General features: G+C 43.8%; 24 protein-coding genes. 17 read left to right on the top strand and 7 right to left on the bottom strand.

The genetic code is table 11. The annotated features are described in order from the left end of the window. Positions 1-196: 196 nt before the first annotated feature. Positions 197-505, top strand: a complete 309-nt coding sequence (locus tag M3226_RS13755; protein ID WP_251566270.1) for a YwdI family protein — start codon at positions 197-199, stop codon at positions 503-505. 17 nt (positions 506-522) lie between these two features. Further along, positions 523-894 (top strand): DUF423 domain-containing protein, encoded by a 372-nt coding sequence (locus tag M3226_RS13750; protein WP_251566268.1) that lies wholly within the window; start codon positions 523-525, stop codon positions 892-894. Positions 895-1,065: 171 nt separating this feature from the next. On the opposite strand, the gene gerQ is transcribed toward M3226_RS13750, so the two are convergent. Then, entirely contained in the window at positions 1,066-1,539 is a 474-nt protein-coding gene (gene gerQ / locus M3226_RS13745) for a spore coat protein GerQ (protein ID WP_251566266.1), read from the bottom strand. Between the two features lie 329 nt (positions 1,540-1,868). After that, positions 1,869-2,612 (bottom strand): hydrogen peroxide-dependent heme synthase, encoded by a 744-nt coding sequence (hemQ, locus tag M3226_RS13740; RefSeq protein ID WP_251566264.1) that lies wholly within the window; start codon positions 2,610-2,612, stop codon positions 1,869-1,871. A 259-nt stretch (positions 2,613-2,871) separates the two neighbouring features. Between hemQ and pta the strand changes: the two genes are divergently transcribed. Continuing rightward, positions 2,872-3,843 (top strand): phosphate acetyltransferase, encoded by a 972-nt coding sequence (gene pta, locus M3226_RS13735; RefSeq protein WP_251566262.1) that lies wholly within the window; start codon positions 2,872-2,874, stop codon positions 3,841-3,843. A gap of 133 nt (positions 3,844-3,976) precedes the next feature. Beyond that, on the top strand, positions 3,977-4,822 hold the full coding sequence (locus tag M3226_RS13730; protein ID WP_251566260.1) for a lipoate--protein ligase family protein: 846 nt from the start codon (positions 3,977-3,979) through the stop codon (positions 4,820-4,822). A gap of 123 nt (positions 4,823-4,945) precedes the next feature. On the opposite strand, the gene M3226_RS13725 is transcribed toward M3226_RS13730, so the two are convergent. Beyond that, complete coding sequence (locus M3226_RS13725; protein WP_251566258.1) at positions 4,946-5,734, bottom strand: RsfA family transcriptional regulator; 789 nt, start codon at positions 5,732-5,734, stop codon at positions 4,946-4,948. A 324-nt stretch (positions 5,735-6,058) separates the two neighbouring features. Here M3226_RS13725 and M3226_RS13720 point away from each other — a divergent pair, with 324 nt between their 5' ends. From M3226_RS13720 to M3226_RS13710, 3 genes are all read left to right on the top strand, one after another. After that, positions 6,059-6,280 (top strand): DUF1450 domain-containing protein, encoded by a 222-nt coding sequence (locus M3226_RS13720; protein ID WP_007087472.1) that lies wholly within the window; start codon positions 6,059-6,061, stop codon positions 6,278-6,280. Between the two features lie 293 nt (positions 6,281-6,573). Next, entirely contained in the window at positions 6,574-7,869 is a 1,296-nt protein-coding gene (locus tag M3226_RS13715; RefSeq protein ID WP_251566256.1) for an HD domain-containing protein, read from the top strand. A gap of 104 nt (positions 7,870-7,973) precedes the next feature. Next, complete coding sequence (locus tag M3226_RS13710) at positions 7,974-8,477, top strand: YwgA family protein (RefSeq protein ID WP_251566412.1); 504 nt, start codon at positions 7,974-7,976, stop codon at positions 8,475-8,477. 144 nt (positions 8,478-8,621) lie between these two features. On the opposite strand, the gene M3226_RS13705 is transcribed toward M3226_RS13710, so the two are convergent. After that, positions 8,622-8,807, bottom strand: coding sequence for a 2-hydroxymuconate tautomerase (locus M3226_RS13705; protein WP_251566254.1), 186 nt, complete (start codon positions 8,805-8,807; stop codon positions 8,622-8,624). Positions 8,808-9,001: 194 nt separating this feature from the next. On the opposite strand from M3226_RS13705, the gene M3226_RS13700 reads away from it, so the two are divergent. Next, positions 9,002-9,655, top strand: a complete 654-nt coding sequence (locus M3226_RS13700) for a site-2 protease family protein (RefSeq protein WP_251566252.1) — start codon at positions 9,002-9,004, stop codon at positions 9,653-9,655. 15 nt (positions 9,656-9,670) lie between these two features. After that, the gene (locus M3226_RS13695) at positions 9,671-10,183 is read left to right on the top strand and encodes a YwhD family protein (RefSeq protein WP_251566249.1); all 513 of its coding nucleotides are present in this window, start codon (positions 9,671-9,673) and stop codon (positions 10,181-10,183) included. Positions 10,184-10,388: 205 nt separating this feature from the next. Here M3226_RS13695 and M3226_RS13690 read toward each other — a convergent pair whose 3' ends face one another. Next, on the bottom strand, positions 10,389-12,455 hold the full coding sequence (locus M3226_RS13690; RefSeq protein ID WP_251566247.1) for a transglycosylase domain-containing protein: 2,067 nt from the start codon (positions 12,453-12,455) through the stop codon (positions 10,389-10,391). A gap of 600 nt (positions 12,456-13,055) precedes the next feature. On the opposite strand from M3226_RS13690, the gene speE reads away from it, so the two are divergent. From speE to M3226_RS13660, 6 genes are all read left to right on the top strand, one after another. Next, on the top strand, positions 13,056-13,883 hold the full coding sequence (speE, locus tag M3226_RS13685; protein ID WP_251566245.1) for a spermidine synthase: 828 nt from the start codon (positions 13,056-13,058) through the stop codon (positions 13,881-13,883). A 67-nt stretch (positions 13,884-13,950) separates the two neighbouring features. Beyond that, on the top strand, positions 13,951-14,823 hold the full coding sequence (gene speB, locus M3226_RS13680) for an agmatinase (protein ID WP_251566242.1): 873 nt from the start codon (positions 13,951-13,953) through the stop codon (positions 14,821-14,823). A 237-nt stretch (positions 14,824-15,060) separates the two neighbouring features. After that, the gene (locus M3226_RS13675; protein ID WP_308211944.1) at positions 15,061-15,495 is read left to right on the top strand and encodes a DUF1934 domain-containing protein; all 435 of its coding nucleotides are present in this window, start codon (positions 15,061-15,063) and stop codon (positions 15,493-15,495) included. Next, a complete protein-coding gene (gene argS, locus M3226_RS13670) occupies positions 15,492-17,162 on the top strand; it encodes an arginine--tRNA ligase (RefSeq protein ID WP_251566239.1) in 1,671 nt (556 codons plus the stop codon). The genes M3226_RS13675 and argS overlap by 4 nt, the downstream gene beginning before the upstream one ends. Before the next feature lie 138 nt (positions 17,163-17,300). Beyond that, entirely contained in the window at positions 17,301-18,488 is a 1,188-nt protein-coding gene (locus M3226_RS13665; RefSeq protein WP_251566237.1) for a hypothetical protein, read from the top strand. Positions 18,489-18,705: 217 nt separating this feature from the next. Further along, positions 18,706-18,885, top strand: coding sequence for an H-type small acid-soluble spore protein (locus M3226_RS13660; RefSeq protein WP_251566235.1), 180 nt, complete (start codon positions 18,706-18,708; stop codon positions 18,883-18,885). Between the two features lie 31 nt (positions 18,886-18,916). Here the strand turns inward: M3226_RS13660 and uvsE are convergent, their stop codons facing one another. Beyond that, positions 18,917-19,876: a UV DNA damage repair endonuclease UvsE gene (gene uvsE, locus M3226_RS13655; RefSeq protein ID WP_251566233.1), complete on the bottom strand. Its 960-nt coding sequence runs from the start codon at positions 19,874-19,876 to the stop codon at positions 18,917-18,919. Between the two features lie 12 nt (positions 19,877-19,888). Continuing rightward, on the bottom strand, positions 19,889-21,091 hold the full coding sequence (gene cls / locus M3226_RS13650; protein WP_251566231.1) for a cardiolipin synthase: 1,203 nt from the start codon (positions 21,089-21,091) through the stop codon (positions 19,889-19,891). A 186-nt stretch (positions 21,092-21,277) separates the two neighbouring features. On the opposite strand from cls, the gene M3226_RS13645 reads away from it, so the two are divergent. Beyond that, positions 21,278-23,386, top strand: a complete 2,109-nt coding sequence (locus M3226_RS13645; protein ID WP_251566229.1) for a heterodisulfide reductase-related iron-sulfur binding cluster — start codon at positions 21,278-21,280, stop codon at positions 23,384-23,386. Positions 23,387-23,643: 257 nt separating this feature from the next. Beyond that, the gene (locus tag M3226_RS13640; protein WP_251566226.1) at positions 23,644-24,831 is read left to right on the top strand and encodes an acetyl-CoA C-acetyltransferase; all 1,188 of its coding nucleotides are present in this window, start codon (positions 23,644-23,646) and stop codon (positions 24,829-24,831) included. Positions 24,832-24,987: the final 156 nt, after the last annotated feature.

Genomic DNA, 24,987 nt, shown 5'->3' with positions numbered 1-24,987 from the left:
GATTCTACGAAACCCTCAACTTATTCTACAAAATATGGTATTTGGTTTCCAATTGCTCTCTATGGGGGGATATTCAATCTAAAATATCGACATGTTTCACGTGAAACATGTCGAGTAATTGATGAGGTCTATTTTTTCGTAAAATAGCCGATAATCATGTAGAATAAAAATGAGATTGAACTTAGAGGTGTCCCACATGAATATATCTGTTGAGAAATTACTGGCCAAAATAGAAGAGGAATTAAGTTTAGCCAAAACTAGCGCAAAGGAAGAAAACTTGCGGGAAAAGATTTACTCTATTAAAATATTATGCGAACTCATACTAGATGAAAAACAGGTGAGTACGAAGCCTGCTGCAGTAACGGCACAGCCGGTAATCACACGGCAGGTTTATCAACAGCCATTAATGAATCAACAAGTGTTTCAGCAAGGCTCATCCTTACAGCAGCCTAAAAAGATCGAAATGGATGATGAGGCAAATGGAGATTCACTATTTGATTTTTAAGATGGGGGAATTTTGATATGAAAGCATTTATTATTGTTGGGGCCATTAACGCCTTTTTGGCGGTGGCGCTCGGAGCGTTCGGTGCACATGGTCTAAAGGATAGACTCGATGCCCATTATTTAGAAATTTGGAAAACGGGTGTAACCTATCAAATGTTTCATGCCACGGGGATTCTTATTATTGGTCTGCTTCTTGGAAAAGTGGCAACGAGCTCCCTTTTTAATTGGTCCGGGTGGTTAATGCTCGTGGGGATTATTTTCTTCAGCGGCAGCTTGTATCTTTTAAGCTTAACAAAGGTTGGCGTTTTAGGTGCGATTACACCAATTGGCGGGGTTTGCTTTTTGGCGGCATGGGTATTAATGATCGTTGGAGCAGTTAAAAACTTTTAATAAGAAAAGGCATTGGGGAAGGTCCCAATGCCTTTTCTTTTCTGATTGTCTAGCTCCAGCGCCTAAGGGCTTGGGGTCATAAGCCAATCCATCAAGAAGGCCAAAGAGCAGCCTTCTCGCCGGCTCGTCTGTAGCTTTGCGCCCCAGTTCAAGGTGCTTCTGCTTTTCTTTTTACCTTGGAGGATAAGTGCCTAATGATGGGCCGCCGCCAAATGGATACTCATACTCGATTTCTTCGGAGAAGGTAATATAATCTACCGCAACCATCGGTATGAGATAGCGCGTGCCGACTTGCGGATCGCTTAAGATTACGTGGTCACGACCGGCTGCTTCAATGATTCCTTTAAACTCTTTGGCATTCCATTGGTTGTTTCCTTCAAAAGTTGCAAATACACTAACTAATTTTCCTTTGTTCAAGCGGAGAATGTTTTCGATGTATGACTGCTCAATTGGCAGCATGCCAGGTGCAGTTGCAGCGCCTTGGGGCGGTGTTTGTGGCACACTTCCGGCCCCAGCCGGCGGAAATTGTGGAAAACCTTGTTGACCAGGCATAAAACCTTGCCCGCCCGCAATTGGCTGAGCGCCTTGCTGGCCGGCCGCCCCTGTATAAGGCTGGAATCCTTGTGGATTGTAATATTGGTTCATCTTTTTCCCTCCTATAAAACTCATTCAATAGTATTGTGGATAGACGAATGACCTAACAATTGTATTCATACTCCTTTGAACCCAAAATCGTGACAGTTTTTTTGGCTCTTTTCTCACCTCTTTTTGATGAGACTTTCGGAGCTTAAATCTTGAGACTCGCTGTTTAAATAGTATGAGAAAAAGGATTGAATTATGACTGATTGAATGGCTGTTTAAAACAGAAAAAAGTTCTCGGAGCCAAAGCCTCGAGAACTTTTTAAAATAGATATCATTGAACCTCGGGTACAGTCTAGCTTTAGCACCTAATCAAGGCACTGAAGCATTCTAATTTAAACGTGAAGGAATCTAGGTACACGCTCTTCCTCTAGCAGATTGCCAACGAAGAAGGCCCCAAATTCGCCATAACGGGCGCTGACTTCGTCAAAACGCATTTCGTAGACGAGCTTTTTAAATTGGAGCACGTCTTCTGCGAAGAGGGTAACGCCCCATTCGTAATCGTCGAAACCAACTGAACCGGTGATGATTTGTTTTACTTTGCCTGCATATGTACGTCCGATCATACCGTGGCTGCGCATCAAGCTGCGGCGCTCTTCCATCGGCAGCATGTACCAGTTATCATTGCCTTGACGGCGCTTGTCCATTGGGTAGAAGCAGACATGCTTGGCTTTTGGCAATGTTGGGTAAAGGCGTGCAAGGATTTGCGGGTTCTGGTATGGGTCCTCACCTGCTGGCAGATAATTACTGAGTTCAACAACGGATACATAGGAATGAGCAGGAATCGTAAACTCTGCTAATTTTGTTTTATTGAATTGGGTTTCAATTTCGTTTAGTTCCTCCATCGTTGGACGAAGAATCATCATCATAAAATCAGCCTTTTGGCCGACGATTGTATATAAAGCATGGCTGCCTTCTTTGCGTGCCTGTGTCTCGTTCCAGTTTTCAACAAGACTTAGAAACTCGTGAATGGCGGCCTCGCGCTCATCACTCGGAAGCATTTTCCATGTTGTCCAATCAACGGTGCGGAAATCATGAAGGCTATACCAGCCATCAAGCGTTTGTGCTGCTTCACTCATTATAATCACTCCTAAATAATCATTCTTCTTATTTCCAATCTTAACTATATCATAGTTTGACCAAGTGCCGCCTTAATAAAACCCTAAATGTAGAGAAGTGGATATTTTTATAAAAAAGGGTAAATAGTAAGAGCGAGAGTGCAATTTTTTGAAAACAAAAACTTTTTAATGAAACCGCTACCTGTGACGTACATTGCTTGAAATTTCACCTTGGTAAAGTATGCTAGAAGAGGTAGTTTTTCTAAGGGAGGATATTGTCGTGAGTGATTTATTTGAAGGTTTAAAACAAAAGATTTCTGGCCGCAATTTGCGGATTGTTTTTCCAGAGGGATTAGATGAGCGGATTATTCGCGCAGCCAGCCGTTTGGCTGAAGAAAATTTAATTACACCTATTTTGGTAGGCAACATTGAACAAGTGCAGGCAAAGGCAAACGAGGTTGGCGTTTCTTTGGAGTCTGCAGAAATTTATGACCCTTCTACATATGCAGGAATGGACGAGTTAGTAGCTGCATTCGTTGACCGCCGCAAAGGAAAGGCAACGGAAGAAGATGCCCGCAAAATTTTGCTGGACGAAAATTATTTTGGCACCATGCTTGTGTATTTAAATAAAGCACACGGTCTTGTCAGCGGTGCGGCTCATTCTACGGCTGATACGGTTCGCCCTGCGCTGCAAATTATTAAAACTAAAGCAGGCGTGAAGAAGACGTCTGGTGTGTTCATCATGGTTCGTGAAGATGAGAAATATGTATTTGCTGATTGTGCGATTAATATTGCTCCAGATAGCAATGATTTAGCCGAGATTGCGATTGAGAGTGCGAAAACAGCGGAAATGTTTGATATCGAGCCGCGGATTGCGATGTTAAGCTTTTCTACAAAGGGTTCTGCTAAATCGCCGGAAACTGAGCGTGTCGCGGAGGCTGTGGCAGAAGCAAAGCGCCGCGATGCATCACTTGTATTGGACGGAGAATTCCAGTTTGATGCCGCGTTTGTTCCTTCTGTTGCAAAAAGCAAGGCACCTGGTTCTGTGCTGCAGGGGGATGCCAATGTGTTTATTTTCCCAAGCCTTGAAGCAGGAAACATCGGTTATAAAATTGCACAGCGTTTAGGCGGATTTGAAGCGGTAGGTCCGATTTTACAAGGGTTAAATGAACCGGTAAACGATCTATCCCGCGGTTGTAACGAAGAAGATGTATACAAGCTTGCGTTAATTACAGCTGCACAAGGATTATAATAAAGAATGGGCTGGTCCAAGATAGGACTGGCTCTTTTTTCTAGGTTCAAAGAAGGAGTGGACTTGGCCAGGCTGTTTAAATTCCCTTTTTTTTGATAAAATAAGCCTATTAAACCATTAAGGAGTTACAAAAATGGAAGGTTTACTGCGCCAGCACGAATGGCGGATCATCGACCAGTCGGCGGTTGGGATTCATTTTCAAGCATTACAATCTTTTGGAACGGATGATACATTATGCGCGTCTGTGGGTGCAGGTGAGGCACCGGCAACGGCGCGAACGTGGGTGCACCATAATACGGTGGTATTAGGGATACAGGATACGAGATTGCCATTTTTACAGGAGGGCATTCAATTTTTGACTGCACAGGGCTATCAGCCGATTGTCCGGAATTCCGGGGGGTTAGCGGTTGTGCTTGATGAGGGGGTCCTCAATATCTCGTTAATTTTTCCAGAGGCTGCAAAAGGGATTGATATTAATCGCGGCTATGATGTCATGTGGCAGCTAATTCAGCAGATGTTTGCCGATTTTTCGGAGCCGATTGAGGCAAGGGAAATTGTTGGCTCTTATTGCCCGGGAAGTTATGACCTAAGTATCGGCGGGAAAAAGTTTGCCGGGATTTCACAGCGGCGTTTAAAACGTGGGGTAGCGGTGCAGATTTATTTGTGCGTCAATGGGAGCGGCTCAAAGCGGGCTGAAATGGTAAGGGGATTTTACGAGCTTGCCAAAAAAGAGGTGGAAACGAAATTTGATTATCCGGAAGTTGTTCCTGCGGTGATGGCCTCACTGTCGGAATTATTCGGTGTGGAATTGACGATCTCTGATGTGATGCTGCGGTTACTTAAGCAGTTAAAAACGAATAGTGATTATTTGTATGCTGGGCAGCTGAATGAGTTCGAGCTTAGTTTGTTTCCAGGGTACTATCAACGTGTCGTTGACCGAAATGAAAAAATTGCGGAGATGATGAATTTAAAGGGTTAATCTAGCGTTACTGAGGAATTTCCTTAATAAAAAGGCCGTAAATCTATTCGATAGATTTACGGCTTTCTATATTAAGTGCTGCTGCGCTTTGCCTCTTCTCCCAATAATTATCTGGAAAGATGCTTACTCGGCTACTTTTTCAAGGTTGCCATTCCGGTCCATTTTGAATTTAGTAGCGGGTCTTTCCTCTTCTTCAAATAATACAAGTTTACGGGCACGATTCATGATTTTCATCAGCGTCTCGTAATCTTCCTGAATGGTTTCGGTATTCTGCTCCAGCCCTTCGATTTTCGCGGCCATTTCCTCGTTTTGCTTTCTTAATTCAGCAATTTCTCTTTTCAATCTTTCATTCTCACTTTTTAGTGCTTCATTTTGCAGATTGGCATGATGAAAGTTTTGTAAATAAGAGATAACAGCATCAAGAGAAAGTCCTCCAGTTGGTGCAGCGGTTCGATAGCTCGGTACTGCAGAAGGAGTCGGTTTCACATAGGTTTCAGCAGCAATTTCTGTCTGCATATCTGGCATATCTGGCATATCTGACATTTCCGGCATTTCCGGCATGTTAATGGTTGTTTCCATCGGCATTTCCACATGCAGTGGTGCTAGTGTGTCTATTTCATCTGTAGCAGGAACTGGCGGATTGTAGAGCAGCTTTTTCTTGCCGCCTTGGTCTTTTCCTAACACTCTTTGTCTTTGTTTTCGCTGTTTTTTCGCTAATTGCAATGCTTTTTCATAGCGATGGCGGACGACGGCATTCCATCTGAAGCCGCAGGCGGCTGAAGTGCGGTTCAGTTTATCCCCAACCTCCTCGAACGCATTTAGCTGGGTGCTGCCTTCTCTTACATGACGAAGAACGGTTTCAGCTAAAAGTAAGTCATTTTCATCTGTCCATGCATCTTGACGAACTTTCATATTTTTCAACTCCCTAATTGAATTTACCAATTTGTCAGCTCCATTGACCGACGTTATTTTAAAGTTCTAGTCTTAGGATGGACAAGTTTTTCAGGGTTTATACCAAAATGAATACAAGGATAGTAGTTTTTTTAACTAAAAGATTCAAGGATGTTTGACAAGAGTTACTAATGATTTCAACTTGCATTGAAAAAAAAGAACCTGTAAAATGACCTATGGAGTTAGACGGTTTATAAGATAATTGTATTTAGCAAATTACTGTTGGTGTTAATTGGATAAAATAGTGAGTAGATAATAGATTGACGATAGAAAGGGGTGGATGAAATGTCCAATGAATTTCGCGTTTGCGATGATTGCCAGGCTGTGAATTTAAAGACATTAATCCCTCGTTTGAAAGAAATTGATCCGGATGCGGAAATCAAAATTGGCTGCCAATCCTATTGCGGTCCTGGCCGGAAAAAGACTTTTGCCTTCGTTAACAACCGCCCTGTTGCGGCATTAACGGAAGAGGAATTAATGGAGAAGGTAAATAAAAAGATTAAGTAAAGCTGCGGCTGAAGAATAGATCATGAATAAGATAATCACCTACGTCCCCCTAGACCACAGGTGATTTTTTCTTTTTAGTGCTAGTGCCTGACACCCTTTATCATCCGTTAATAGTAGAAATAGTGCCTGACACCATTGGTAATCTCTTTGTATTGTAAATAGTGACAGGCACCTATTGATGTCGAAAAATCCTGCGGAATTTTGTTGGTTTTTGGTATATAATAGGAATAATGATTTCACTGGCCGATTGGCGGTAAGAAAGTTAGCATTTGTTTTGAGGAAGAGGGTATTCCATGCAATATTCGGCAGAAAAGTTAATGGAAGAAAAAGTGTTTAAGGACCCCGTTCATCGCTATGTCCATGTCCGAGACCGAGTGATTTGGGATTTAATCGGAACAAAAGAATTTCAGCGTCTGCGCCGGATTAAGCAGCTCGGAACGACTTTTTTAACCTTTCACGGTGCAGAACACAGCAGATTTAACCATTCTCTCGGAGTTTATGAGATTGTCCGCCGTATGATAGATGATGTCTTTGCCGGCAGACCGGAATGGAACAATGATGAACGCTTGCTCACACTATGTGCGGCGCTTCTCCACGACCTTGGGCATGGCCCATTTTCCCACTCCTTTGAAAAAGTATTTGATTTTGACCATGAAGACCTAACCCGTGCCATCATTTTAGGAAATACAGAAGTCAATAAGGTTCTTCAAAGGGTTAGCCCTGATTTTCCGACGCAGGTTGCTGAGGTCATAGCCAAAACCTCTGCAAAAAAGCTGGTTGTCAGCATGATTTCCAGTCAGATTGATGCCGACCGGATGGATTACTTGCAGCGGGATGCCTATTTTACGGGTGTCAGCTACGGCCAATTTGATATGGAACGGATTTTACGGGTAATGCGCCCCAGAGAAGAGCAGGTTGTGATTAAAAAGAGCGGCATGCATGCGGTTGAGGACTATATTATGAGCCGCTATCAGATGTACTGGCAGGTCTACTTCCATCCTGTCTCTCGCAGTGCCGAAGTGATCTTAACGAAAATCCTACACCGCGCGAAGTTCCTATATGAGAATAACTACTCTTTTAAGCTTGAACCGATCCACTTCACATCTTTGTTCAAAGAGCAGGTTACATTGGAAGACTATTTAAAATTGGATGAATCTGTGTGTTTTTATTATTTTCAGATCTGGCAGGAAGAGCAGGATCCGATTATAAGTGATCTTTGCCACCGCTTTGTTAACCGCAATCTATTTAAGTATGCGGAATTTGACCCTGCTAAGGAATATAAAAAACTTACAGAATTAACCGTTTTATTTGAAAAAGCAGGGATTGATCCTGACTATTATTTGGTGGTTGATTCATCCTCGGACTTGCCTTATGACTTCTATCGTCCAGGCGAGGAGGAAGAACGGCTGCCGATTCATTTGTTAATGAAAAATGGGGAATTACGAGAGCTTTCCCGTGAATCAGAAATCGTCGATGCCATTTCCGGAAAGAGGAGAACGGACCATAAACTCTATTACCCGGCCGACTTCATAGAAGACGATTCCAACCAAAGTGAACTTAAAAAGCAAATACGTGCCCTATTGGAATAGAAATGGTGCCTGACACCATTAGAGATCTTAACATAGTATAAATATGAGAAATGGTGCCTGACACCGATAGAGATCTGTTTAAATGGAGTAGGAGATGACGAATGTTGTTAAAAGATCATGCGAAGCTGATGCAGGCGATTTTGGTTTCTGGTGAGATTACCGGGAGAAAAAAGCTGCAGAAGATGATATATATTGCGAAAAAGGTAGATTTCCCTTTTCATGAGCGGTTCCAGTTTCATTTTTATGGTCCCTATTCAGAGGAACTAACGACCAGAGTAGAAGAACTTTGTAATATGGGTTTTCTAAATGAGGTAAAAGAGAAGAAGGGCGGATACTATCAATATCGCTATACGCTGACAGACTCGGGGAAAGAGTTTTTAAGCTTAAATGAAGTGGAGATGCCGTGTTTAGAGGATTGTTTTAATGATATGAACGAGCAAAATGCTAGATTCCTCGAGTTAGTTTCAACGGTTTTGTATTTTGATAATCTCTCAAAAGAAGAAGTTGCCGATAAAGTGTTTACTTTAAAGGCGAGTCAGCGCTATACACTAGAAGAAATTGATGAGGCCTATCAATACATTGAAAAACTCAAAGGTAAAGTTCAATAAAATTCAAAAACCGCCGAGTTCAGGTCAAGATGAAGACCGAACCCAGGCGGTTTTTTTGGGTGGATAGAAGAAGCAATATTGTGAAAATTTCACATGGTGCCTGTCACCGCTGCTCCTATTTTTCCTAATTTCACTGTGTCTGCTTTATTTATCGCTAGCACGGACGCCGGCTACTGCGTAGTTGTTTTTGCTCATTTCTTCGATGAAGACGGTGATGTTTTCTTTTGGGGCACCGGTTGTTTCGCTGACAGCGTCAGTTACTTTTTCAACCAATGCCCGTTTTTGGTCTTCGCTGCGTCCTTCAAGCATCTTAACTGTTACATATGGCATTATTCTTTCCTCCTTTTAAATGAACTACTTGTAGTGTTCCACAAACCTACAAAAAGTGCAATATTGTGTGCACTTTTGATTTTCTTTTTACAAGCGGTATCAGTTATACTTAAAGAAATACAGAAGTAATGGTTCAAATGAAACATGGTTTAGCCATTCCTCGTAACGGTTTATAATTAGGAAGGAGAAATGAAATGGATGGATTCCACTTGGCCTACCCACTGCGGCTAATTCCCTATGTGGCGATTACCCTTATTTTTGCCTTCACGTTCCATGAATTTGCCCATGCCTATGTAGCCTATAAATTTGGCGACAATACGGCAAAAAAGCAAGGCCGCCTGACCCTAAATCCGCTTCAGCATCTAGATCCGATTGGAACAATCCTTATTTTCCTGGCGGGATTTGGCTGGGCACGTCCAGTACCGGTTAATCGTTTTTATTTTAAAAAGCCGCGTCTTGCCGGCATCCTAGTTTCAGCAGCTGGCCCACTTTCAAATCTTATCCTAGCCTCGCTCGGTTTTATGGTCGGATATAGCTTGATGCGTTTCAATGTAACGTCCTCTGCTCATTTTGATGAATTCCTAATGATTTTTATTAATTTAAACATCGTTCTGTTCATCTTCAATCTGATCCCACTTCCGCCGCTGGATGGCTACAGAATACTAGAGGACCTTGCACCTCATCATGTTCGTGCAAAAATGACACAATACGAACAGTACGGAATGCTGATTTTTTTAATTCTCGTGATTACCCCGCTCGACCAATTTACCATACAGCCTATTTTTAGCTTCGTCGTCCCAGGGGTAAGGGAAGGATTAAGCAACTTCTTCTATACACTGTTTTTTTAGGAGGTTTATTTTTCAATGGAAGAAAATAAGAAAAAACTTGGTTTTAATATTATCAAAAAAAGTGACCCGATGGATGGTCATAAAGGATTTGGAAAAGGGGCTTTGAGCCTTGATAATGTATCACCGGTGTTTATTGATATCGAGGCAGGCGAGGCCGAGATTGATATCGGCGCCATGCATGCCCGCAGTGCCGTGGAAAAAGGAATTAAATTTTTGTCCAATAAAGAAGATGTACCGAACGGCAAGCCTTATTGGCTGGTTTGGGTAACGATTGACCGCAATGAGGAAGGCCCTTATTATGCGGGTGTTACAGCTTGCTATATGACCGTTGACCGAGAAATCCGCCGCGGCTACAAATCCTTGCCGGAGCATGTCAACCGCATGGATAAATCTCTTAAGCGCCATATTATCGTCGATGTGATGGATGACCCTTCTAAAAAGGTATTGGCAGATTTCCTGCGTGCACACAATGAGGTATTATGGGAGAACTCTTCTGAGGAACTAAAGAAGGGACTCTTGGAAGAATAATTTTTTTAGAAAAATATGCAAGATTAATTCTTGAAGTTTTTTCTAAAAATAAGGTAAGATATAGTCAGTGTGAAAGCACTGTAAAACTAGGACAAGAAAAGCTCCGGAGCAATCCGGAGCTTTTCTATTTCCTCATATAAGTATAGTAAAAACTTGACTTCGAAAGACGTTAGCTCCAGTTAATTCACCGGGCCCTTCCGCTATTCTATTCCCAAGGCATTATTTTCTTATACCAAGGTACCTTTTTCTCCTCTGTATTCTTTTTGTTGCCGTGAGGAGCGTTCTTTAAGTGATCAGTGCAATATTCGGTGGGCTCGGTCCCTTTGACGAAGTACGTAAATCGGCGGACAGGGCAATCCTTTGTCGCCAGTTTTCCGTTATCCGGATCAACGTACAGCCCGATTACACCCTCTTTTGGTGCTTTAAATGCCTTAACCGGTTTCCCTTTTAGGGCATCCTCCATAAAATTGGCCCAAATTTTCTTGGCGTATGTTTTTTCGGCAACCATTTCAATGGGCTTTCCGACGTCATAGCCTGCCCAGACGGCTGTAACCAGCTGCGGAGAATAGCCAATCATCCAGCTGTCCGTTTCCGTTGAGCCGGATTTTCCTGCATACGGCCGAGTGATATTTTTGATCACCGTGCTTCCGGTTACTTTTGCATAGCCATTTAATTTCGAATCAAATATCCCCGTTAACATTTGCGTCATGACGTATGCTCTAGCCGCATTTAATACCCGCTCATGATGTTCATCTTTTTCAAAAATCACATTTCCGTTATAGTCTTCCACTTTTGTAATTAGCTCAGGATGAACTTGTTTTCCTCCGTTTGCAAGCATGCTATATGCATTGGCCATATCAATCATACGGACTCCGGAGGTACCTAAAGCAAGTGACGGCACCTCCGCCATTTTTGTAGACAAACCGAATTTTTTAGCTGTCTCAATTAGGGTGTCTTCGCCTAAAAATAAATGTGTTTTGACGGCAAATATATTGTCAGACACGGCCAGAGCTTGGGCAAGCGTGATTTCCCCATTTGCATATTTGTTATTAAAGTTATGTGGTGTGTAATCGGCCTGACCATCATCAAAATGAAACGTTGTATACTCGCTCCTCATCGTTGACGATGGGGTAAAGCCATGCTCAAGGGCAGCATAATACAACAAGGGCTTGATGGTTGAGCCGGGCTGCCTGATTGCTTGAACGGCACGGTTAAATGGACTTTTTTCATAATCCCGGCCGCCAACCATTGCTTTAATATCACCAGTTTTCGGATCCATTGCAACAAGGCCGACTTGAATTTCAGAGGAGCTGGCTACCTTTTCTTTGATTTGCCTTTCGGCTGCTTCCTGCTGCTTTATATTAAGCGTCGTGTAAACCTTTAACCCTCCTAGGGCGATCGTTCGGTCATCTAAATGAAGCTGGTTTTTGAGCGCATTCCGGACAGCATCCTGGAAATAAGGTGCCACCTTCACCTTTTGGGTAGTGTGAACACCTTCTAAATGAAGCGGTGCGGCCGCGGCAGCTTGTGCAGCCTTTTTAGAAATATAGCCGTTTTCAACCATTGTTTTTAAAATAATCGCCTGACGGGTTTTGGCTTTTCCGATGTTGGCCAGTGGTGAGTAGATCCCCGGTCCTTTCGGAATTCCTGCGAGCATGCTTGCTTCAGCAAGGGTTAATTGGGAGGCCTTTTTTCCATAATAATATTGGCTGGCTGCTTCCACCCCATAAGCGCCATTGCCGTAGTAAATGGTATTTAAATAACCTTCAAGAATATCCTTCTTGGAATAGTTCATCTCGAGGCGAATGGTATAAAACGCCTCGGTCAGCTTACGCTTCCAGGTTTTATCGTGCTCAAGAAACAGGTTCCGTGCATATTGCTGGGTGATGGTGCTCGCCCCTTGCACTTTGGCAAAGGCTCGAACATCGGCGACAACGGCTCCGGCAATTCGTTTAAAATCAAAGCCGTGATGGTGGTAAAAGTTTTTATCCTCAACGGAGACAGTGGCATTAACTAAATCCGGTGAAATATCTTTCATGTTGACCCAGTAGCGCTTTTGACCGCTGTTACTTTCACCGATCAAGGTGCCATTGTCAGCAAAAAATAACGTCGATTGCGGAACAGCAAGTGGCGGTGCCCCTAGTATTTTTGCATAGCCAAGCACGCCGGCAAAGAGGATGAGCATACAAATCATGCCTATCAAACTGATGATAATAAATGCCCGCAAATATTTGATTGTCTTTCGAAACCCTTGATCAGTCATGATTTCCATTATGTCCCTCACCTCTATTTCCATTTTTTAAAAAATTAGATAGTAATAGTATTGAAAAAATAGAGTCATTTTAAACATTCATGGAAAAATTCTTTAAATTTTACTAGACTTTTTCTTATGTTTGTAATTCAATAGTTTGGGTAGCATAAGAAAAAAGCGGAAGCGCCTTGACCAGGGGCGACAGGCATAAGACGAGCCGGCGAGAAGGCTGCTTTTTAGCCTTTTTGACGGATTGACCTAAATGTGGAGGCGACTGTTCTGGGACGAAGGTATAAGACGCACCCTGCAAGAAGGCGCTTTTTGCCTTCTTCAGGGGGTGGCTTATAACTCGAGTCCCAAGGAGCCGCAACTGGATAAGCTTATGACCCCGAGCCCCTAGGCGCTGGAGCTGGACAAAGAAAAGCAGAAGTGCCCGTTTAGCGACGTATGGATTGGACCGCGCCGACTGAGATAAAGGAAACACGAAGAGCGTAAGCGATTCGATGTTGACTTATCGTAGGGAGGTGAGGGCCAATACACTAGTCGCTGGGCGCTGGAGCTGGACAAAAAGAAAAGCAGAAGCGGCCGCTGGACTATATGCGAAATGGAAGGAAGTTGGTCATGTCAATTTGGTTTACAGAAAAGCAAACTGAAAACTTTGGGATCACCATGAAAATCAACAAAACCTTACATACAGAACAAACTGAATTTCAGAAGCTTGATATGATAGAAACCGAAGAGTGGGGCAACATGCTGTTGCTAGACGACATGGTGATGACATCAGTGCGGGACGAATTCGTTTACCATGAAATGGTTGCACACGTACCATTATTCACCCATCAAAACCCTGAGAACGTGCTCGTGGTCGGCGGCGGCGACGGGGGAGTGATCCGGGAAGTCCTAAAGCACCCAAGTGTAAAGAAAGCAACCCTAGTGGATATTGATGGAAAAGTAATCGAATACTCAAAGAAATTTCTTCCTGAAATTGCCGGCAAGCTCGATGATCCGCGTGTCGATGTTCTTGTCGATGATGGATTTATGCATATTGCAAAAAGCGACAATGAGTATGACGTGATTATGGTAGATTCAACCGAACCAGTAGGTCCTGCGGTGAACCTGTTTACAAAAGGATTCTACGCGGGGATTGCAAAGGCATTAAAGGAAGATGGTATCTTCGTGGCACAGTCGGATAATCCATGGTTTAAAGCGGATTTAATTCGAAATGTTCAACGCGATGTAAGAGAGATTTTCCCGATTACCCGTTTGTATGTGGCCAATATTCCAACGTACCCAAGTGGTCTATGGGCGTTTACGATCGGTTCAAAGAAATATGATCCGCTTGAGGTTAGCGAGGACCGCTTCTATGAAATTGAAACGAAATACTACACAAAAGAACTGCATAAGGCAGCATTTGTTTTACCAAAGTTTGTTGGGGATTTATTGAAGTAATAGAGCAGCAAACAGTCACAAAAGTCCTTTGCGATTTTTTGAAGTACATAAAAGAGAGGGATTTAGCATGCGTTTTGATGAGGCCTATTCAGGCAATGTGTTTATTAAAAGTCACCCAAATTTTGAAGATAGCCAGGTTGTATTATACGGGATGCCGATGGATTGGACGGTGAGTTACCGCCCAGGTTCACGATTTGGCCCTGCCCGTATTCGTGAAGTGTCCATTGGTCTTGAGGAATATAGTTTTTACCTTGACCGTGAGCTGGAAGAGGTAAAATATTTTGATGCAGGTGACATTCCACTTCCATTTGGTAATGCACAGCGCAGCCTTGATATGATTGAAGAATTTGTTGACCAGATTCTAGAGGCTGGCAAGTTCCCACTGGGCATGGGTGGGGAACACCTTGTATCTTGGCCAGTTATGAAGGCTGTGTATAAAAAGTATCCTGATTTAGCGATTATCCATTTTGATGCCCACACGGATCTGCGCGAGGAATACGAAGGCGAACCATTATCACATTCCACGCCAATCCGGAAAATTGCGGAACATATTGGGCCAAAAAATGTTTATTCTTTTGGAATCCGTTCCGGCATGAAGGAAGAGTTACAATGGGCGAAAGAAAATGGCATGCATATCTCTAAATTTGAAGTCCTTGAGCCACTAAAGGAAATTCTGCCTACACTAGCGGGCCGTCCGGTTTATGTGACCATCGACATCGATGTATTAGACCCTGCACACGCGCCAGGAACAGGAACCGTAGATGCAGGCGGTATCACCTCAAAAGAACTGTTGGCATCCATCCATGCAATTGCCCGTTCTGAGGTAAACGTTGTGGGCGGTGACCTAGTAGAGGTTGCACCAATCTATGATCCATCAGAACAAACAGCCAACACCGCCAGCAAACTGCTTCGCGAAATGATCCTTGGCTGGGTAAAATAAGTGGTAACAGTACAAACGGTGCCTGTCACTATTTATTGTATTTCCACAGTGTTTTGATAGTTTATGGTGCCTGACACCATTGATTTTGGTGCCTGTCCCTGTGCGGGGCGGGCATTTTTTGATTTGTTGGCTATCTAAGTTTATAATAGGAAAAGTATGCATTTATGTACTTAGGTCAATTATGATGATTAGGATAATGATTTAAAGAGGATGATAAATTCCTTTTTGATAAAGGAAGTGTTATATTTGTCAAGTTTGTCTAGTACAGAGATTCCAATGAAGATTAATGTGAAAACGACGATTCACCAGCAAGAAGGCTCGGAGACGATTGAGTTGAAGGTGTTTGGCCGCTATTTTGAGAAAGAAGGAGCTTCATTTCTTAAATATGAGGAAGTGCTAGAAGAAGGCACAGTCCGCACCATTGTCAAGGTGGCACCGGACGAAGCACTGATTTTAAGAGGCGGAGCGATCAAAATGCGTCTGCCATTCAGGTTACATAAAAAACTAAGAGGCAGCTATGAGATGCCGTTTGGGGTATTTGAAACGATGACAATGACAAGAAGACTTAGGTCTTCAAAGGGTCTGATTGATATTCTTTATGATTTCACGATGCAGGGCTCACCTGCCGGCACATACCATATGGAGATAACCTTTCAGGAGGATGAAATATGAATATAGTAGAACAGGTACAAACAAAACTAAAAGAAGAAATCAAAGCGGCAGTACTGAAGGCAGGACTAGCTTCAGAAGAACAGATCCCCGATGTGATTCTTGAGATTCCAAAGGAAAAGGCTCACGGTGATTATTCAACCAACATGGCGATGCAGCTTGCACGGGTCGCGAAAAAGGCACCTAGAATGATTGCCGAGGCATTAGTCGATAATTTTGACCGCACGAAGGCCTCGATTGAAAAAATTGAGCTGGCGGGTCCTGGATTTATTAATTTTTATATGAATAATGCTTATTTAACAGATTTAATTCCGACCGTTCTTCAAGCTGGAGACAACTACGGTGAAACGACGACTGGCAAAGGGCAAAAAGTTCAGGTTGAGTTTGTTTCAGCGAATCCAACCGGAGACCTGCACCTTGGACATGCCCGCGGTGCGGCCGTTGGCGACTCGCTTAGCAATATCCTAGCGAAGGCTGGCTACGATGTTTCCCGTGAATACTATATTAATGATGCCGGCAACCAGATTAATAATCTGGCAATATCCGTAGAAGCGCGCTATTTCCAAGCGCTTGGACTCGAGAAAGACATGCCGGAGGACGGCTATCACGGTGCTGATATTATCGGGATCGGTAAAACCTTGGCTGAAGAGTTTGGTGATAAGTATGTAAATGTTCCAGACGAGGAGCGATTCGAATTTTTCCGTGACTATGGCTTGAAGTATGAGATGGGCAAGCTGCAGAAGGATCTGGAAGATTTCCGTGTCAGCTTTGATGTGTGGTACTCTGAAACTTCCCTTTATAAAAATGGAAAAATTGATAAGGCACTTGAGGCGCTGCGTGAAAGCGGCTATATCTATGAGCAGGACGGGGCAACATGGCTTCGTTCAACTGATTTTGGCGATGATAAAGACCGTGTGCTTATTAAGCAAGACGGCTCTTATACCTATTTAACGCCTGATATTGCCTACCATAAGGACAAGCTTGAGCGCGGTTTTGAAAAATTAATCAATATTTGGGGTGCCGACCACCACGGGTATATTCCTCGGATGAAGGCGGCTATCCAGGCCTTAGGATATGACAGCGAGGCCCTTGAGGTTGAAATCATTCAATTAGTTCACCTTTATAAAAATGGTGAAAAAATGAAGATGAGTAAGCGTACCGGTAAAGCGGTAACGATGCGTGATTTGGTCGATGAGGTTGGCCTCGATGCGACACGTTATTTCTTTGCGATGCGCAGTTCGGATACCCATATGGATTTTGACTTGGATTTAGCTGTGTCCGAATCAAACGAAAATCCAGTATACTATGCTCAATATGCCCATGCACGGATATCCAGCATCCTTCGTACCGGCTTAGAGCAGGGAATCAGCGTTGATGAGGATGCTGATTTTTCGTTAATTGGTTCTGAAAAGGAAGTTGACCTATTAAAGAAAATTGGCGAGTTCCCGGCTGCTGTTGGTGAGGCCGCACTGAAGCGTGTGCCGCACCGGATTACAAATTATATCTTAGAATTAGCGTCGGCCTTCCACAGTTTCTATAATGCGGACAAGGTGCTTGATAGCGAAAATCCAGCCCGTACAAAAGCGCGCCTTGCATTGGTTAAATCGGTGCAAATAACGCTTAAAAATGCGCTTGCGCTAATTGGCGTGTCGGCTCCAGAGAAAATGTAGATTGCAAAAAGCCCCTAGTGTTAGGTAACTAATACTAGGGGCTTTTTATATGGAAAAAAATATAAATTTATGAGAATAGTGGAAGATGGTGGAGAGATACTATAACTGTTTGATTAAAACATTAATGGAGGGATTTATATGCCGCATAGAATTTATCAAGCAGTTCAGCAAGCCCATCAATCACTGCAGCAAATCCATGAAGGATTACAACAATTAACTGGTATGGGAATGCAGCAAGGCGGATCCATGCAATTTGGCGGCTTTACAGGAACAAATTCAATTATGCAGCCGGGCTTTGCCGGAACGGATGCCCAGCAGGTAAGACAAGACATTCAAAATAGCAGTAATAATGTTAGCATGGGCAATATGGGAATGGGTCAACAAGGAAGCGGCATGGGTATGATGGGTGTAGGCCAGCAAGGAGGCAGTATGCAATTTGGCGGCTTTGCCGGAGGTCCTCAATCCGTTATGCAGCCGGGCTTTGCTGGAACAGATGCTCAGCAGGTAAGGCAGGACATCCAACGTAGCAGTAATAATGTTAGCATGGGCAATGGCAATATGGGATTGGGCCAGCAAGGAGGCGGCATGCAATACGGCGGGTTGGCCGGAGGTCCCCAGTCTAATATGCAGTCAGGCTTTTTAGGAGGAGCACAATCGATTATGCAGCCAGGCTTTGCCGGAACGGATGCAGAGCAGGTAAGACAAGACATCCAAAATAGCTCTATGGGCGGAGTTGTGGGTCAACAAGGCGGTTCCCTTAATCAAGGTGGAATGAGCCAACAAGGTGGCACTATGCAAGTTGGCGGCTTCGGAGGAGGAGCACAATCGGTTATGCAGCCAGGCTTTGCTGGAACAGATGTACAGCAAGTAAGACAAGACATTCAAAATAGCAGCAATGGCCAGATCACTAGCCGCAATGCAGGCAGCATGGGGGCTAGTACGATGGGCCAACAAGGCGGTTCCTTTAATCAAGGTGGAATGAGCCAACAAGGTGGCACTATGCAAGTTGGCGGCTTCGAAGGAGGAGCACAATCGGTTATGCAGCCAGGCTTTGCTGGAACAGATGTACAGCAAGTAAGACAAGACATTCAAAATAGCAGCAATGGCCAGATCACTAGCCGCAATGCAGGCAGCATGGGGGCTAATACGATGGGCCAACAAGGTGGTTCCTTTAATCAAATGGGAATGAGCCAACAAGGAGGCAGCATGCAAGTTGGCGGCTTTGCAGGAGCCCAATCAATCATGCAGCCAGGCTTTGCTGGAACAGATGCTCAGCAGGTAAGACAGGATATTTCAAACAATTCTGGTCAGGGATATATGCAATAATCAGTAAGAAGCCCGGCTTATTTCTTCCCTAGTTGGGGGCATTAGCCGGGTTTTAATTTTTAGGCTCTGTTAAGCGACATTATAGCTTTTTATACTCTGTTGATTGGAGTGCGAAATCAACAGCCAAATTTACAGAGCCAATTTTTAAAAAGATGAATAGATTCCAAAAACCATGTAAATATTAAAGATGGAAATTGAGTAGGAGTGAACCTAGCAGATGAATGTTGGAAGAGCGAAGGAAATATTAGAATCAGCCGATATGATTAATGTCACCTATGATGGAACCCCAGTCATTATTCAACATGTCGACGAAAATACCAAAATGGCCCGTATTTATACCCGAAAAGATCCAGAGAATGAAAGAGATGTTCCCGTCCTCAATTTAATCGAAGAGTAAAAAAGAGTCTCCAAGAAAATCGGAGACTCTTTCACTTTATTTCAAGGCTTGCCCCGCTAATTCGCTTAAGGCCGCGCAATTTGCTTAAATCTTCGACTAATTTTAAGGCTGCCTGATCCTTTGCCTTAGCCTCAATCATAAAATCGATATCCCGGCCGAGTTCACGCAATAAATTCACAAACGGCATGATGAACTCCGGATCAACAAAATCAGCATGGGAGCGGAACTCCTTCTCATTTTTTGGCGAAGAAATATGGACCTTCGGAACAGCTTCGACAGTTGACCACGTCTCAAAAATCTGAGGCAGCAGCTCCTCAAGTGACACCTCACTAAGATTGGCCATATGATGATGATAATCAAACACCAACGGAATCCCCTCTTTCTTACATATCGTTAAGGTTTCTTCAGCTGTGTAAGTTTTATCATCATTTTCTAAAGTCATCACCTTTTTAATGTGTGCCGGCAAAGTGGTCAGGTTCTCATAAAACCGCGACACTGCGGCCGCCTTATCCCCATAAGCACCGCCAATATGAATATTGATGAGTGCCTGATCCACGATCCCCATCGCTTCAAACATCTGATAATGGTACGTCATATCAATTACGGCATTTTCGGTTATCGTCTTTTTGGGAGAAGTAAACAGGGTAAATTGATTCGGATGAAAGCTGACCCGCAAACGATTCTTTTTTACTAAGCCGCCAATTTCCTGCCATTCTTTTAAAAAGGGAGTAGTAAAATCCCAGCGTACCTCTGGATGTGTCGCCAAGGGGACAATCGAGCTTGAGAAACGGTACAATTCAATTTCGTGGGCTAGATTATAGTAAAGCATCCTTAATGTATGCTGAAGATTCCGCTTCGTCACCTCAAGCAATTTTTCTTTGCGCTCTGCGGCACTAAGCTGCTTGTATCTGGTAAAGGTAAGCGTATGCGCTGGGGAAGCGTCCCATAAACTAATTGCATGTGAAACATAGCCAAATCGAATTTTGAACATCGACACTCCCCCTTATAAAAAATAGCTGATAGCTCTTGCGAACGTTTCCTTCACAGACCGCCATAAATCTGGTTTATTAAGGTCCTCTAATGACAGTGGTTTAGAATCAAGGATGTCTTTTTTGACAACCTGCCTCATGCGTTTAATAAAGGCTGGATCATAAATATAGCAATTAATTTCTTTATTTAAAAATAAGCTTCTTTTATCAAAATTGGCCGTGCCAATATCACAAATCTTATCGTCAATCAGGATGGTTTTTGCATGATAAAAACCGTTTTGATATTGATAAACTAGTGCACCTTCCTTAAGGAGCTTCCGCAAAAAGCGGAAAGATGCCTCTTGGACAAGGATATGATCAGCCGTATAGGGGACAAGGAGCGTTATACCAACGCCGCGCCGCCGTGCGGCAAGTAATTCCCTGAAAATGGATGCACTTGGAATAAAGTAAGGGGTGCCGATGATAATCGATTTGTCGGCCTTTTTGATTAAATCAATAAAAATCCCTTCCAGCAGTCCGGCCTCGGTTGGGTTAAATTGATGGCGGATGCTGCCTTTAGGCAGTTTGGGATAATAACTGGAATCGGATGAAACCGTTTCGCCCGAATACTCATTCCAATCCAGCAAAAACTCACTCTGCAAAAAATTAACACTTTCACCGGTTATGATTAACTGATAATCCCGCCATGGACTAAGCTTCGGGTCTTCATCGATATATTCTTTGCCAATATTAAAGCCCCCCATAAAGCCCACTTTTCCATCAATAATCGAAATTTTCCGGTGGTTTCGGACTTGTGCGGAATAAAATAGGAAGGGCAGTTTGACTCGGTTGCTAAACGCTACAAGGACGCCTGCATCCTTTAGTTCCTTAATTTCTGTTTTCTTAATTGTAAAACTGCCAAGGCGGTCAATCAGCAAGCGGACCTCAACACCCGCCCGCGCCTTCTCTTTTAAAATAGTGAAAAACTCCCGTCCCAAGCTGTCATTCTTCACGATGTAGTATAAGATATGGATATGTTTTTGGGCCTTTTGAAGCTCGGAAAAATAACGGCGAAAAAATTCCTTTCCATGCGTAAAAATGTCTAACTCGCCATGGAGGATGCCGGTCTCGATTTTACTTGTGATCAAATGATGTTTCCTTCGTCCTAACCTAAAATCTAAGACAAGCCATATAATGATAAGAACAAGCAGTCCGCTCAAAATGAGTAAAAATTTCATCGTGAATCTTTCCCCCATTCGGTTTAGTTAGTGTCTCCATGTGCTGGAATTTCTATAAGTTGAGTAAACCTAAAAAAAACATTTGACTGAATGCTCATTCATTTTTATAATAGAGATAAGTACAATTCTGAATATTTACTATTTTCAACAAACAATTGGGGACAATCTAAGAAAGGGGCGTTTTACTTGAATGGTCTTTTATTGGTCAATCTCATTGCGTTTCTGTCTGTAACCGCTTACGCAATTAGTCTGTTTGTTTATGTAGTCAAAACGCGGATAGAATTTATTAAGCTGGGGAAGAAAGTCGAGTTTGATAACAATGTTAAAGAAAGACTGCAAAAAATCTGGATTAACGTGTTTGGCCAGAAGAAGCTATTAAAAGATAAAAAAAGTGGTGCCATCCACGTCATGTTCTTTTATGGCTTTATTTTAGTGCAATTCGGAGCGCTTGATTTTATTTGGAAAGGACTTGTGCCTGGCTCCCATCTGCCGCTTGGCCCATTATATGCTGGTTTCACCTTTTTCCAGGAAATTGTCACCTTAATGATTCTTGTTGCAGTGGTGTGGGCCTTTCACCGCCGTTATGTTGAAAAATTAGTCCGTCTAAAACGCAATTTTAAATCAGGCCTTGTTTTGTTATTTATTGGCGGGTTAATGGTGTCTGTTTTATTGGGGAATGGAATGGGCATTATTTGGCATGGAGATGATCCATCATGGACAGAACCTGTTGCGTCAATGATCTCGCTAATTTTTTCAGGAATTAATGAAACCGCCTCCATTGTTATTTTTTACATAGCATGGTGGGCGCATTTATTATTCTTGTTAACGTTCTTAGTCTATGTGCCGCAGTCCAAGCATGCACACTTAATTGCCGGTCCGGCCAACGTCTACTTTAACCGCCTTGATAAACCGGGGAAATTGAAAAAGGTTAATTTTGAGGATGAATCACAAGAAACGTTCGGTGTTGGAAAAATTGAGGACTTTACCCAGCACCAAATGATTGATTTTTATGCCTGCGTTGAATGTGGACGCTGTACCAATATGTGTCCCGCCACCGGTACAGGCAAGATGCTGTCACCAATGGATCTAATCGTCAAAATGCGTGACCACCTTACCTTTCATGGTGCGTCTGTGACCTCTAAGCAGCCATGGGTGCCGACGTTTGCCTTCGCGAATACAAAAGGAAACCAGATTGCACTTGCGGCACAAGGTCATGGTGCGCAGGAAACGGCCGCTGCCGCTCTTTACAGCCCTAGTTTGATTGGTGATGTGATTACCGAAGAGGAGATTTGGGCGTGTACAACCTGCCGCAACTGTGAGGACCAATGTCCAGTTATGAATGAACATGTTGATAAAATTATCGACCTGCGCCGTTACTTAGTTTTGACAGAAGGAAAAATGGATGCCGATGCCCAGCGTGCGATGACAAATATTGAGCGTCAAGGCAACCCATGGGGCTTAAACCGTAAAGAACGCGAAAACTGGCGGGAGGTCCGCGAAGATGTGCATATTCCAACCGTTAAGGAAATGAACAAGGCGGGCGAAGAATTTGAATACCTATTCTGGGTTGGCTCAATGGGTTCGTTTGATAACCGCAGCCAAAAGATTGCCCTATCTTTCGCTAAGCTCTTAAACGAAGCTGGCGTGAAATTTGCGATCCTCGGTAATAAAGAAAAGAATTCCGGCGATACACCGCGCCGTTTAGGAAATGAATTCTTATTCCAAGAGCTTGCGGCCAAAAATATTGAGGAGTTTCAGAAGGCTGAGGTCAAGAAAATCGTTACAATTGACCCGCATGCCTATAATATTTTTAAAAATGAATATCCTGATTTCGGCTTAGAAGCTGAGGTATTCCACCATACGGAAGTCCTTTATCAGCTTGTCCGTAATCAAAGACTCGTTCCAAAGCATGCGGTTAATGAAAAAATTACCTTCCATGATTCCTGTTACCTTGGACGTTACAACGATGTATACGATCCACCGCGGGAGATTTTAAAATCGATCCCTGGTGTGCAGCTGGTGGAAATGGAACGCAACCGTGAAAAAGGTATGTGCTGCGGTGCAGGCGGCGGTTTGATGTGGATGGAGGAAGAAACCGGCCACCGCATCAACGTCAGCCGGACGGAACAGGCCCTTGCCGTTAATCCGTCCGTGATCAGCTCGGGCTGTCCGTACTGCTTAACGATGCTGTCTGATGGAACAAAGGCAAAAGAAGTGGAAGAAAAAGTAGCAACTTATGATGTGGCTGAGTTACTTGAAAAGGCCGTTTGTGGTGAAGTCAAAGCAGCCTCTTAAAACTAACGCAGGAGTTGGGTTTTTTACAAATCAAAATTTTAAAAATTTTGTGTAAAATATTTCAACTTCTGCTCTTTTTTAGGTAAAATAGAGTTATCTTATTAAAACGCTTTCATTTTTTAAAGAAACGTAAGTGGGAACCCGTGGTTCCTTGCTTGCGTTATATTTTTCGTTCTTTACCTGAGCGAGCGTTCAGTCGAAGCAGGCTAAGGGGAATTTGGCTGTTTAGTACTAATAGGAATAAGGGGGAGATTGAAATGGGCAGAACGGTTATTTTAAGCGGTGTTCGAACACCTTTTGGAAAATTGGGGGGGAGTTTAAGCAGCTTTACGGCATCACAGCTTGGCGGCATTGCGGTGAAGGAAGCACTGCTTCGTGCAGGTGTGAAGCCGGAAGAGGTGGAGGAAGTGATTCTTGGAACGGTGTTACAAGGCGGGCAGGGTCAAATTCCGTCCCGGCAGGCAGCTGTTCACGCCGGACTGCCATGGGAAGTCAAGACGGAGACGATTAACAAGGTTTGTGCTTCCGGTATGCGCAGCGTGACGTTAGCCGATCAAATCATTCGCGCGGGCGATGAAGAGGTCATTGTTGCAGGCGGAATGGAATCGATGAGCAACGCTCCATATATTCTGCCAAAAGCAAGATGGGGCTTTCGAATGGGCGATTCAACCGTAAAAGACTTAATGGTTCATGACGGCTTGACCTGCAGCTTTACAGGCGTGCATATGGGCACTTATGGAAATGGAACGGCCGCTGAAATGGAGATTTCACGTCAGGCTCAGGATGAATGGGCGCTTCGAAGTCATCTTCGGGCGATTGCTGCGATTGAGAGCGGAAAATTAGCTGAGGAGATAGTGGCAGTTGAGGTGCCGCAGCGTAAAGGGGAGCCGGTTGTGGTTACAGTGGATGAGGGTCCGCGCAAGGATACTTCTTTGGAGCGGTTGTCCAAATTAGCACCGGTGTTCAATTCTACCGGCACGATTACAGCGGGAAATGCTCCAGGAGTGAATGACGGTGCAGCGGCTCTTGTGTTGATGAGTGAGGAGCGGGCTGCGCGAGAAGGGCGTCAGGTGGAGGCTGTTATCCTTGGCCATGCAGCGATTGCAGTCGAAGCAAAGGATTTCCCGCAGACACCGGGGTTGGTGATTAATGAGCTGTTAAGAAAAACCGGCCGGAGCTTGGATGAGATTGACTTGTTTGAAATCAATGAAGCCTTCTCGGCGGTAGCTTTAGCAAGTGCGAAGATTGCCGGCCTTGATTCGGAAAAGGTCAATGTGAATGGCGGTGCGGTCGCGCTGGGTCATCCGATTGGTGCGAGCGGGGCGCGGATTATGATTACCTTGATGCACGAATTGAAGCGCCGCGGCGGCGGTGTCGGGATTGCAGCGATTTGCTCAGGCGGCGGCCAAGGGGATGCGGTGATGATAGAGGTTCCTAAGGTATAAGGTTTTTCTAAAATGTGGGTACTGGCGGTAACTGGCGCTACGGGCTTCATTAGTGGCCGCTAAGGTTAAAATAATGGCGCTTGGCCAATTTACTGGCGGATAACATAGCATGACTGGTGAAGTAGATTTTATAGTGGCGGATAAGCTCAGGTTACT

This window comes from Neobacillus cucumis, assembly GCF_023715505.1.
Note: the sequence above shows the minus strand (reverse complement) of the source record. Positions and strands in the feature narration are given on the sequence as shown.